Below are 12,972 nucleotides of genomic sequence, written 5' to 3' on the forward strand. Positions count from 1 at the left end.
CCCCCCCCCCCCCCCCCCCCCCCCCCCCCCCCCCCCCCCCCCCCCCCCCCCCCCCCCCCCCCCCCCCCCCCCCAAAAACTCCGAAAAAGCGAGTAGCGAAAGCAGGTTCCCGGCTCCTGAAAATTTTATTATTCAAAAAACACTATAAACACTCTTTTTCCTTCTTTATTTTATATTTTCGCGAAAAAATATTATACCTTGAAAAAATCATTACTGGCTTTAGGAATAAGCCTATTCTTTATTTCAACCTCTGCTCAGGTTTCTGACTCAGTCAGGCTGGGTAAAAGCAACAAAGAGTTTTTCATCAAAGGCAGTCAAACCTATAAATACTCTGAATACAAGAAGGTGTTCAACAATTCTGAAGCTTTGAAATATGCCAAAAGAGCACGTTCAAATTCCACCTTGGGACAGATTTTTGGGTTTACCGGTGGAGCTTTGATGGGAGCCGGACTGGTAAAAGCGTTGCAAAAGGATGAAACCATTTACTTCAATACGGGATATGGCTCATCAATTTCCTATACTTATAAAAGAAATCAGGGTGGCTGGGCATTGGTAGGAATCGGAGCTGGTGTTACCCTTGTTGGAATTGTCATCAACTCAGGGACCAAAAAGAACCTGCAAAAAGCAATTGATATTGAAAATGGTACCGGTAGCTCCCCACAAGCTCATTATAAAGTAGGCTTTACAGACAGCGGGGTCTCTCTAAGCTACAATTTTTAAGGTAATACATAATGAAAAGTAGTTTTTTAAATGCTTTTTTTGTTGAATTCCATGATTTTGGAATCCAATTTCCTATTTTTGCACATCAGACGTAAAAAAATTATGGCAAAGCAAGAAGATGTTTTCAAGAAAGTGATTTCTCACGCTAAAGAATATGGTTTTATTTTCCCATCAAGTGAGATCTACGATGGTTTATCCGCTGTTTATGATTATGGGCAGAACGGGGCTGAACTTAAAAATAATATCAAACAATACTGGTGGAAAGCTATGGTACAGCTTAACGAGAATATTGTAGGTATTGATTCGGCGATCCTTATGCACCCTACGACATGGAAGGCATCAGGCCACGTAGACGCTTTCAATGATCCGTTGATTGACAATAAGGATTCTAAAAAACGTTTCAGAGCAGACGTTTTGGTGGAAGACTACTGTGCCAAGATTGAAGATAAAGAAAATAAAGAAATCGAAAAAGCAGCGAAAAGATTCGGTGAGGCTTTCGATAAGGCTCAGTTTGAGGCTACAAATCCAAAAATTCTGGAATACAGAGCGAAAAGAGAGGCTATTCTTTCAAGACTGGCAAAATCATTGGAAAATGAAGACCTTGCTGATGTAAAAGCGTTGATCGAAGAGCTTGAAATTGCCGACCCTGATACGGGTTCTAAAAACTGGACGGAAGTAAGACAGTTCAACTTAATGTTTGGAACTAAGCTTGGAGCTTCTGCCGACAGCGCAATGGATCTTTATCTGAGACCGGAAACGGCTCAGGGGATCTTTGTCAACTTCTTAAATGTTCAGAAAACTTCCCGTCATAAGCTGCCTTTCGGTATTGCCCAGATCGGAAAAGCGTTCAGAAACGAGATCGTTGCGAGACAGTTCATCTTCAGAATGCGTGAATTTGAACAAATGGAAATGCAGTTCTTCGTGGCTCCGGGAACGGAACTTGAGTTTTACGAACAGTGGAAGCAAAAGCGTCTGAACTGGCACCTGGCTTTAGGATTAGGGAATGAAAATTACAGATTCCATGACCATGAAAAACTGGCTCACTACGCGAATGCCGCTGCTGATATTGAATTCAACTTCCCATTCGGATTTAAGGAACTGGAAGGTATTCACTCCAGAACGGATTTTGACCTGAAAGCCCATGAAGAATATTCAGGCAGAAAGCTTCAGTTCTTTGACCCAGAAAGAAACGAAAATTACGTTCCGTATGTAGTGGAAACATCTGTAGGGTTAGACCGATTATTCCTTTCTATCTTTGCTCATTGCTTAAGAGATGAAGTGTTGGAAGACGGGTCAGAAAGAACGGTTTTATCTTTACCTCCGGCATTGGCTCCGATCAAAGCCGCTATTCTTCCGTTGATGAAGAAAGACGGTTTAGCGGAATACGCTGAGAAAATCTTCAACGATCTGAAATACGATTTCAACTTATTCTACGAAGAGAAAGACGCTATCGGAAAACGTTACAGAAGACAGGATGCCATCGGTACCCCGTACTGTATTACGGTAGATCACGATTCACTTGTTGACCACACGGTAACCATCAGAGACAGAGACACGATGCAGCAGGAAAGAGTTCCGGTTTCGGAACTGAGAAGAATCATTGATGAGAAGACCAACTTCAGAAATCTACTTTCTAAAATATAGTTTAAAAGCCCTGATCTTACAGGGCTTTTTTATTTTCCGGCTAAAGCTTGCAGAAAGGCTTTTTCCCTGTATATCAATTAAAACCTACACAATTCCTGTCACTGAAAGGAAAAGGTACAATAATGCAATCAGTTTTGTGCCCATATTTTTCATCAATAAAGCAAAAATTACTCATTTGTCAGGCCATTTTAATTTTTATAGCCAAATTATTCTAAATTTGTCAGAGACCGATTCATGAAAAAAATGAGAATACTAAAGTATATGATAGGCGGAGCTGTGGCAGGTGCTGCGGCAGCTTATTTCCTGGGATACGATTATTTGTTTAACGGTATTTCCAAAACCTATCTTAAAGGAAAGTCCAGTGCCTATATTGATGACGGAAATCTTTTCCCGGGCAACCCTATTGCAGCTGAGGAGCCCAGACTGTGGGAAGAAGATCCTGGATACAATAAAACAGAACTACCTAAACATTTAGTTGAAGATTTGAAACACTCCCGGACCGCCGCTTTTATTGTGATCAAAAATGGCCGGATCCTTCATGAGCAGTATTGGAACGGCTATAACCAGCTGTCACAGACCAATTCTTTTTCTATGGCCAAGGCTGTCACAGTAATGCTTTTAGGAAAAGCATTGGAAGATGGGCTCATTCATACTGTGGATCAAAAACTTTCGGAACTTTATCCCGAATTTAAAGATAAGCCTTTCGGAGATCAGGTGACGCTCAAAAATCTGGCCCAGATGGAAGCCGGTTTGGATTGGGATGAAAATTACAATAATCCGTTCCTGCCTAATGCTAAGGCTTATTATGGTAAAAACCTGAGAAAAACAGTATTTTCAAGAAAGTTCAAAGAAAACCCGGGCACCCGCTTCGAATATCAAAGCGGAGCGACACAGCTTCTCGGCTTTGCCATAAGAAAGGTTCTGAATCAGCCATTATCAAGCTATTTATCTGAAAAAATATGGATTCCGCTGGGAATGGAACAGAATGCCAAATGGAGCACTGACGATCAGAGAATGGAAAAAACCTACTGCTGCATTCACTCTAATGCAAGGGATTTTGCCAAACTGGGACAGCTGTTCCTGGATAACGGAAAAGTCGGGGATCAGCAGATCTTACATCCAGATTTTATTGAACAGATGAGAACACCTACAGAAAAATCTGAAGACATTTATGGAATGGGGCTTTGGATCAATCATGACAATCCGGTCAAGCATTATTATTTTCTGGGAATGCAGGGACAATATATCATTATAGTTCCTGAACACAATATGGTTATTGTAAAAACCGGAAGCTATACAAATAATCCTAAAAACGACAGGGGAAGACCGGATCAGGCAAAGTTCCTTGTCAATGAAACCGTACAATTATTCCAATAAAAAACAATGGAGAAATACAGCACAAAAGTTGATGAGTATATCGAAAAATCACTAGATTTTGCAAAACCAATCTTAAATCATCTTCGTGAAACGATTCATGAAGTCTGCCCCGATGTGGAAGAAGCCATCAAATGGAAGTTTCCCACTTTCATGTATAAAGGAAAGATCCTTTGCTCAATCACTTCTTTCAAGCAGTATTGCAGCCTTGGATTCTGGCTGCATCAGGATATGAAAACTTTAAAGGAACTGGAAACAACCGCTGAAAAAAGCTCGATGTTCAGCTTGGGCAGGATCACCAGAATGGAAGATCTTCCTCCCAAACCTCAGCTGAAAAAAGCAATTAAGGAAGCTATGGAGCTTACAGATATGGGAGTTACCATGAAAAGGGCAGCACCTACGAAAACGGAAACGGCAATCCCTGACTACTTTAAAGAAGCTTTGCAGCAAAATAAGCAAGCTTTGGATATTTTTGAAAAAAGCTCTCTGTCTTTCAGAAAGGAATATATCAACTGGATCACAGAAGCAAAAACAGAAGCCACCCGAAATAAAAGAATGGAACAGGCTTTAGAATGGATTGAGGAAGGAAAAGGACGGAACTGGAAATATGAAAAGAAATAGACTTAAAAAAAACTTTAATGAAATCTAAAGTTTGCTTCCGGTAGGGTATTCTCTTTCAGAAAAGCTTCATATTCCGGAGACAATTTTGCCCGTCCAAAAGTATTTTCCCCACTCATGCTTCCAAGGCGGACCTTATCCTTCCCGAATTTCCTGTTCATGGCATCCATCGCCTTCATCACGGGAAGATGCTGATTTTGGATATCTTCTTCGAAAAGGCTGATCTGCCTCTGATCCTCAGGCACAAAATCGTTCACAATCACCCCTGCCCTTTTATAGTAGAATCCGTCTTTATAAATCGCCTCAAAAAGCTCATTCACGACCCTTCCTATTAATATAGAAGAATTGGTAGGATTGGCAAGAATCCGGGTCATAGCATTTCTGTATTCGGGAAGATCTTTTCTGAAGCGATTGGTTTGTACAAAAACCGTAATCATTTTACAGCAGGTATTTTGTTTTCTCAATCTTTCTGAACAATGCATCCCGAAAGTTTCCACCCGTTCTCTGACCTCTTCTTTTTTAGTCAGCATCTGCATAAAGCTTCTTGTAACCGCTATAGACTTTTTAGGAGACGGAGCATCCAGCTCCAGCTGCCGGATTCCTTTCAGTTCATTGATCATCCTTACACCATGAATTCCCATGATCTTCCGTACCCACATTTCAGGTTTCCGGAGAAGGTCCCAGGCTTTGTAGACTCCATTGTCATTCATTTTTGCGGCCAATCTTCTTCCAATTCCCCATACATCTTCTATAGGGAGCCATTTCAATGCTTTTTCAATTTTTTCAGAAGTATCCAGGATGTAAATACCGTTAAAATTATCCGGAAAATCCTTTACAATTCTGTTCGCAACCTTACATAAGGTTTTTGTAGGCGCTATTCCTATGCTTACAGGAATATTTTCTTTCTTCCTGATCTCATCTTTAATCCTAAGACAATATTCATAAATATCGATGTACTTAAAGCCTGTCAGATCAAGAAAAAGCTCATCGATACTGTAAACTTCATGCTCAAGGACATAGGATTTGGCAATATTGATCACCTGCTGACTTTTATAGTTATACAATTCAAATTTTGCAGAAAAGCATTTTACGTCATGCTTTTGAAAGAGTTCCTTGTATTTGAAAGCCGGTGCAGCCATAGGAATTCCAAGATCTTTTGCTTCTTTGCTGCGGGATACGACACATCCATCGTTGTTAGAAAGAACCACGACAGGTTTCTCTTCCAGCGCAGGATCTAAAGTCCTCTCACAGGAAACAAAAAAATTATTGCAATCTACCAGAGCATACATAGCTATTGTATAGTGAATATCTATACAAAATTATTGTTTTTCAAGAATAAAATAAGCTTTTAAGCCAGAATAACATCATATTTAACATACTGAAAAACAAACAAATAATATTCCCAAACACGACACCTTTTGTCGTATTAGGATCGTAATTTTGTCTTCAAAAACTTTTTATTTATTATAATAATCAAATCATCCTTAAGCGTTCTTCTTCCAGGTCAAGCTGGTAAAGCTGATGCCGTATGATCTCCTCATTGATTGAAATGTCTTTATTAAGTTCTAACAGAAATTGTCTCTGGCTTTCCAGCATTTCAAAAAAAACAGCTTTGATATTATCATCCATCCAATCCGTATTATTGGCCTGATTTTTCTCTTCCCAATGTTTTAACATTCTTTCAATCCCGACATGGCTATGCAATTCACTTTCGTGTTTGCTTTTAAGGAAATGATAAACATGCTGTTTTAACTTCTGCTTGACCTCCTTCCTTGTATCATTATCCTTTTCTTCATCTATAAAGTCATCAAATGCACGCCCGTACTTTATAAAATAAGGCAATGTAAGTCCCTGTACCAATAGCGTGAGCAGGATCACCACAAAAGTAATGAACAGAATAAGATTTCGGTTCGGAAAAGGACTGCCATTTTCAAGGGTAATCGGAATAGCTAATGCCGCGGCCAATGACACGACTCCCCTCATCCCTGTCCATCCAAGCAAAAGAGGCATCATCAGACGCCTTCTGGTAGAAGAAGCCCTGGGCGCCACACCCGGACGAAAGACAAGTGTGGCGATCATCGCAGCATATGAGCTGACGATCCTTGCCGCAATAAGAATACCCGTTACCCAGATCCCATACTGAATTGCCGTCCCCAAAGGAATTCCTTCTGAACGTAATCCTCCTACAATCTCAGGAAGTTCCAGACCGATAATCAGGAATACAATCCCATTCAGGATAAATACAAAGCTCTCCCAGACACTATACCCTCTTATACGGCTGGTACTGTTCAAGAAAACCATCCGTTTATTCGACATATATAAGCCTCCGCATACTACAGCCAGTACACCTGAACAATGAAACTGTTCTGCCACCCAGTACATCAGATAAGGTTCAATAAGAGTCAATGCAATATCCGAAGAAGCATCTGTAGGCAGGCGCTTATGTGCCTGTACGAAAATCCAGGCGAGTAACAGACCGATTCCTGAACCACCAATGATCATCCATAAAAAGTCCAAAGAAGCTTCCTGCCATACGAATTGCCCCGTTCCTACAGCAATCAATGCAAAGCGGAAAATAATCAATGAAGAGGCATCATTCAGTAAACTTTCCCCTTCCAGAATGGCAGATGTGGTTGCAGGAACTTTAACAAACTTCATAATAGCTCCTGTACTTACTGCGTCAGGGGGAGATACGATTCCTCCCAACAGAAATCCTAATGCGATCGTAAATCCGGGGATAAAATAATTAGTAGCTACCGCAACTGCCAGCGCTGTAAAAAAGACTACCAGAAACGCAAAGCTTCCAATAATACGCCACCATCTCTTCATTTCTTTAAAGGAAATCGACCAGGCTGCCTCAAATAATAAAGGAGGTAAAAAGATAAAAAAAATAAGGTCAGGATTGATCTTTACTGTAGGTAAGCCAGGAATAAAGCTGACAAGCAGTCCAAATATGACCAATAAAACAGGATATGCAATTTTTAATCTGGTTGCCCACATATTCAATAGCACAATGGCTGCTATCATAGCCAGAAAGAAGGGTAAAATCGTATGCATGTAATATTGTGTTTTTACCAGCCCTATTTACCACTTCTATTTGATTTTTAAAAATTTAAAATTAATTTTTTCATTTTTTTTTGATTGGAATACAGTACGCACATCTTTAAAATTTAAATTAAAACACGTCAAGTTTCGTCGCTTTCGTGCTATACTTTTGCTTCATAACAGTAAAAATTATGGATAAAGTAACATTAGAACGAATTCAGAAGCTTCACCCGCTGGTAAGGGATGAAGTAAGGCAGATTATTAAGGAATGTGATGAAGCTCTCACCGGAAGAGCCAAGGTAAGGATCACTCAGGGGTTGAGATCTTTTGAAGAACAGGAAAGGCTCTACGCCATAGGAAGGCTTACTTCAGGGAAAAAAGTAACAAATGCCAAAGCAGGGCAAAGTATTCACAATTATGGCCTTGCCGTAGACATATGCCTGATGATTGATGGAAAAACAGCAAGCTGGGATACTGCGAAAGACTGGGACAATGACAAGGTTGCCGACTGGTACGAATGTGTAAAGGTCTTCGCCAAATATGGCTGGGACTGGGGCGGAAACTGGAAAACCTTCAAAGATCTTCCCCACTTTGAAAAAAAGAATATTCCTTCTAAAAAAGGGATTGTAAAAGCAAGCTGGAGAACCCTTTTAAAAATGCCAAGGGACAAGAGCGGGTATGTTGTATTATAAATTGCAAAGAAAATATTTATTCTATAAGTCATTGATTCCGTGCGTCATTATTTTCAGTTAAATTAATTAAACACCCGGATAATACGACAAGTTCTGTCGCTTCCCCGCCCTACCTTTACTTTAGAAGAACAGCAAAAAATCAATACAATCCAAGTATAGACTTCTCCTGTTTTAATCAAAATAATGAGTCTTATAGATTTAAGATTGCATGTATTCTAAAAAACAATTAGAAATATCAAATGAAAAAGACAACCATTCTTTCTTTGGACGGGGGCGGAATAAGGGGAATTATTACCTGCATTATTCTACGCTACATAGAAGAACAGCTTCAGTATTATGATAAGCCGGGCGCTAAACTCGGAGATTATTTTGATCTGGTGGCAGGCAGCAGCACAGGAGGTCTGATTGCGTCTATTATTCTATGCCCCGATGAAACCCGAAAAGCAAAATATTCTATCCAGAAAGGATTAGAACTGTATGCTGAAAAGGGTGGCGATATCTTCCAGGTTTCCTTTTGGGAAAAACTGGTCAATCCTTTCGGATTATTGAATGAAAAAATTTCCCAGGAAGCCCTTGAAAAAAATCTGAATGACTTTTTTGGGAATCTGGAATTAAAAGAATTAATTAAACCATGCTTAATAACAAGTTATGATATAGAGAACAGAAGAGCAAAACTTTTCAACTCGTGGGAAGCCAGCCTCAGCACTGATAATTTTTATGTAAAAGACGTCTGCAGGGCGACTTCAGCAGCTCCTACGTATTTCAGCCCTGTACAGATCAAATCCATGTATGGGCAGATCTTCAGCCTGATCGACGGTGGAATGTTTGCCAACAATCCGGCTCTTTGTGCCTACGCAGAGGCCAGAAAAATTCCTTTTGCAGAAGTTTTAAAAAACCATCAGAAAGCCAATCACCCTGGTGTAAATGATATGATCATTATTTCTATCGGCACAGGCATTGAAGCCAGGCCTTATTCTTTCAAAAGACTTCAAAAGGCGGGAAAAATAGGCTGGGTAAGCCCTATCATTGATATATTAATGTCCGCCAATGCAGAAACCGTAGATTATCAGCTGGGCCAGATGTTTCAGACATTGGGATTGAGAAATCAGAAAAACTATTACCGGCTGAATCCGTCCTTAAAAAATGCTTCCCCGGCAATGGACAATGTAAGAAGGTCCAATATTGAGAATCTGATACAAGCCGGATTGAGCTATATTGATGATCACAGAGAAATATTGAACCAAATTGTTCAAAAGCTCATCAAAAACAAAATATAAGCTTTTTAACTTATAATTGCAAGATATAAGCTTTTAAGATTATATTTTAAAAAGTAAAAAATATTTTTAAACACGTCAAGTTTTGTCGTTTCGCTCTTCTACTTTTGGAGTATCAAAAAGACACAGAACAACAATCAATCAAAACTTTAAAAAAGCCTTTGAACTCAACATTCACCCATGCTGAACAGCCTGAAATATGTTCAAAATATAACCAACACCTCACAACACAAAACATGGAAACACCCAATCACAATACAGATAAAGTCTTCGATGAAGAGCTCTATACCATAGAATGGAGTGACATCGAAAATGCAGAGATGGATTATGAAAACTATCTCAATGACATTGAAAACTTCTTCAGAGAAGATTTTGAAGATGACATCCTTGAAAAGGATCAGTTTTAAAATAAAATTTTAAACACGACAAGTTCTGGCGCTGTCCACCATTACCTTTGAAATCTCTATAATAAACAGCTTCATTAAACTTTCTCAACACCTTTGAATTCACCATTCACAAAATGCTGGACAGCCAGAACTGTGTTTAAAAATCTAAAATCACAACAACTATAAAAACAAGGTCATAGAAGCTACCTTATAAAGCTTCAGTATTAACTTATTTATAATCAATCACATCTATTATGAAAACAAAAGAAGAACTAAAACTCTATTTCGAAAATGGAGATATCCCAGTACAGGAAGAATTCTGGGAATGGCAAGAGTCTTACTGGCATAAGGACGAGAAAATTGATATGACAAAAGTATCAGGACTTGAAAATGGTACTTTTAATCTGCTTTATGCTGAAATGGATGCTGATAAAAACGCATCGATAGATTTCTTTACAAAAAGAAAATTAATCATTCCACCCGGAACTTTAAGGATCCCAAACTATTTTACAATGGGTATAAGTATAACAGAGGTAAAAATACCTGACGGTATCATAAGTATTGGAGAAAACGCTTTCTTAAGCTCACAAATCAGTGCTCTTGTCATCCCTGATAGTGTCACTGAAATTCAAAAACTGGCATTTGCAAGCAATAAACTAAGCTCGCTACGACTTCCTGAAAATCTATCAGTGATGGGCTATGGTGCATTTTCAGATAATGAACTTACAGAATTGTCGATCCCAAAAAAGCTTAAAATCATTGAGGAATCTTTATTCAGCAGTAATAAACTCACTTCTGTAACCATACCTGATGGCGTTACGGAAATCAAAAATTATGCTTTCGGGAATAATCTTATTGCATCTGTACATATCCCCACCAGTGTTCTCAATATTGAGTCGGGAGCATTTTCAAACAACAAACTAACAGAGGTTGTATTAGGAGAAGACACAAAATATAACATGTATTCCTTTGATCCTGAAGTTCAGATAACCGGAGGGCAGCTTATCAATTAAAATCTTGAACAAAAAATGAAAACAAAACAAGAATTAAGAAAATATTTCGAAAACGGAGACATTCCAGTACAGGAAGAATTCTGGGAATGGCAAGATTCATATTGGCATAAGGGTGAAAAACTTCCTTTGGAAAATATAGACTACGATTTTTCTCAAAAAGCTAATTTAAATGCTTCTAATCTAGATGCTCAAAATGCTCAGCTTTGGAAAGATAAAATTGAAACACAAACATCAATTCAGAATCCCCAGTTGAATGGAAATATCTTAACGGTATTTTATACAGGAGAGAATGGAGTTCAACAAAGTAAATCGGTGGATCTAGGAGGTTTAATAACCAATGATATCCGTATTGAAAATGCAGAATATGACGCTGCTCAAAATATTATAACAATTACCCAAAATGATGGGTCAGCTTTTCATATTAATCTTTCGGAATTCAGTATAATTCCGACTACCAATTCTGACGGAAGCGTAACGTTGTCCCAGGAAGGTCAGGAAAAAGTGACCCTAAAAAAAGTAGCTGTAACAGGCAGCTATAATGATCTTTCTGATAAGCCATCTTTTAGTGGGAATGATAATTTACAAAATGTTATTGACAGAGGCAACGGAACAACCAAGCCTATTATTTTCCAGCCAAGCCAAGGCAGAGCAGGCGAAATAAATTTCAGTCCTACAACGTATTCCTTCTGGTTTGGGAATTTAAATACGGATCATACCGGTGCTTATGGACTGGGGATCGGTTATAATGCATTGTCAAAATTGACTACAGGTTCAAATAATGTCGCATTAGGTTCGTATGCTTTAAATGAAGTAACCACAGGAAGATGGAATACAGCGACAGGTGTTTCAAGCGGAACGAAACTGACAACCGGTGATTTCAACGCTTTTTTTGGGACCCAGGCAGGAACTGAAACAACAACGGGTACCGGAAATACATATATCGGCGATGAGGCTGGAAATAAAAATATTACAGGAACTCATAACACGGCTCTTGGTATCGGAGCAGCCTATTCTTTAACGAATGGAACCAAAAATACTTTCTTAGGTGCTTTTGCCGGAAATATTCATGGCAAAGCAACAGGTTCCGGAGCATGGGGGTATAATACTTTTGTAGGTTATAATGCAGCCTCTACTACCCACGCTATGGGTGTTTGGGGGGATAATAACGTCGTCATCGGCTGTAATGCTCCACTGGGAGGGTCTACATTCAATAAATTGGTTATCGATTCCTATACAACCCCTCAAAGACATGATCTGGTAACTCCTTTTATACTTGGTGATTTTGCAGCAAGGACTTTAAATTTTGATGCTGTAATCAGTGCAAAAAGAACACCTTTGGCTGATCATACTTATACAAAAGTAGCTGTTCTGAACGCCAATAATGTATTTGGATATAAAAATCTTTCTGATTTTCAAAACTATATCCCTATCACAGGAACAGAAGTAAATAATCCCGTTTCCGGTCACATTCAATTTGAGAATGCTGAAGGAGAGGAAATTGAATCCCTTCTGTATAAGACCAATACTTCGGAGGATACTAAAAATCAGGTAGGTTTCTTCCCAAGCGGAGTTCTGATTACATCAGGCAGTTTAGATCATTCTATGCAATCAAGTTTAGATGTCAGCAAAGATTATGGTGTATTGGCAACAGCCTATGGAGCAAAACTTAGTTTAAGCAGCACAGGAGCTTCTTTAATGAATTTTTCCAATCCTGCCCAAGGAAAAGGAATTATTGTCGACAATCATTCTGACGAACCGGTTTTTGTTGAACACCAGACGACAAACCCCAGAGGTTTAAGCTCTAAAACTTACTTTGGAGATAATGCTCAAAAAAATGATTACATCCAGAAACAGTATGCAGACAAACAGCATTCTTATACTACTAATGAGGAATTGACAGGTGGAAGCTGGATCAATGGCAAGCCTGTTTATAAAAAAACTATTGTTTTCGATCAGATTCCAAGAACCGGCGAAATTGATTTAAGACCCGAATTCCCGGATATGGAAACCATTATTTCCAATGAAATGTTTACAGAATGGCATGATCTGAATGCTGTATTTGCAGGAAACCAATGGAGGACAAAGGCCTATATCACCATAGAAATAGACATGGCCAGGATTGAACTGATAAATGAGCCGGACTATAACTATTCTCTTATTAACTCATTTACTCTAGCTCTTGAATACACAAAAAAATAAACATTAA

11 protein-coding genes are annotated in these 12,972 nt (G+C 39.0%); 9 read left to right on the forward strand and 2 right to left on the reverse strand.

What is annotated here, in order from left to right; genetic code table 11:
• The first annotated feature begins 198 nt into the window (after positions 1-198).
• The 4 genes from AC4IF5_RS10000 (at position 199) to AC4IF5_RS10015 (ending at position 4,359) form a co-directional block, all read left to right on the forward strand.
• Complete coding sequence (locus tag AC4IF5_RS10000; RefSeq protein ID WP_490734085.1) at positions 199-720, forward strand: hypothetical protein; 522 nt, start codon at positions 199-201, stop codon at positions 718-720.
• 102 nt (positions 721-822) lie between these two features.
• Positions 823-2,364 (forward strand): glycine--tRNA ligase, encoded by a 1,542-nt coding sequence (locus AC4IF5_RS10005; protein ID WP_490734087.1) that lies wholly within the window; start codon positions 823-825, stop codon positions 2,362-2,364.
• A gap of 243 nt (positions 2,365-2,607) precedes the next feature.
• Positions 2,608-3,741: a serine hydrolase domain-containing protein gene (locus tag AC4IF5_RS10010; RefSeq protein ID WP_490734089.1), complete on the forward strand. Its 1,134-nt coding sequence runs from the start codon at positions 2,608-2,610 to the stop codon at positions 3,739-3,741.
• A 6-nt stretch (positions 3,742-3,747) separates the two neighbouring features.
• Positions 3,748-4,359, forward strand: a complete 612-nt coding sequence (locus AC4IF5_RS10015; RefSeq protein ID WP_490734090.1) for a YdeI/OmpD-associated family protein — start codon at positions 3,748-3,750, stop codon at positions 4,357-4,359.
• Positions 4,360-4,373: 14 nt separating this feature from the next.
• Here the strand turns inward: AC4IF5_RS10015 and AC4IF5_RS10020 are convergent, their stop codons facing one another.
• Positions 4,374-5,645 carry a Y-family DNA polymerase gene (locus AC4IF5_RS10020; RefSeq protein WP_490734092.1) on the reverse strand — a complete coding sequence of 424 codons (1,272 nt, stop codon included), beginning with the start codon at positions 5,643-5,645 and terminating at the stop codon, positions 4,374-4,376.
• Positions 5,646-5,829: 184 nt separating this feature from the next.
• A complete protein-coding gene (locus tag AC4IF5_RS10025; protein ID WP_490734094.1) occupies positions 5,830-7,413 on the reverse strand; it encodes a Na+/H+ antiporter in 1,584 nt (527 codons plus the stop codon).
• Between the two features lie 179 nt (positions 7,414-7,592).
• Between AC4IF5_RS10025 and AC4IF5_RS10030 the strand changes: the two genes are divergently transcribed.
• From AC4IF5_RS10030 to AC4IF5_RS10050, 5 genes are all read left to right on the forward strand, one after another.
• On the forward strand, positions 7,593-8,093 hold the full coding sequence (locus tag AC4IF5_RS10030) for a M15 family metallopeptidase (RefSeq protein WP_490734096.1): 501 nt from the start codon (positions 7,593-7,595) through the stop codon (positions 8,091-8,093).
• Between the two features lie 239 nt (positions 8,094-8,332).
• Positions 8,333-9,370: a patatin-like phospholipase family protein gene (locus AC4IF5_RS10035; RefSeq protein WP_490734097.1), complete on the forward strand. Its 1,038-nt coding sequence runs from the start codon at positions 8,333-8,335 to the stop codon at positions 9,368-9,370.
• Between the two features lie 233 nt (positions 9,371-9,603).
• Positions 9,604-9,774 (forward strand): hypothetical protein, encoded by a 171-nt coding sequence (locus AC4IF5_RS10040; protein ID WP_490734099.1) that lies wholly within the window; start codon positions 9,604-9,606, stop codon positions 9,772-9,774.
• Positions 9,775-10,007: 233 nt separating this feature from the next.
• A complete protein-coding gene (locus AC4IF5_RS10045) occupies positions 10,008-10,766 on the forward strand; it encodes a leucine-rich repeat domain-containing protein (protein ID WP_490734101.1) in 759 nt (252 codons plus the stop codon).
• Positions 10,767-10,781: 15 nt separating this feature from the next.
• Positions 10,782-12,965: a hypothetical protein gene (locus AC4IF5_RS10050; protein ID WP_490734103.1), complete on the forward strand. Its 2,184-nt coding sequence runs from the start codon at positions 10,782-10,784 to the stop codon at positions 12,963-12,965.
• The last annotated feature ends 7 nt before the right edge of the window (positions 12,966-12,972 follow it).

The sequence above is a fragment of the Chryseobacterium sp. UF-290 genome, assembly GCF_058245615.1.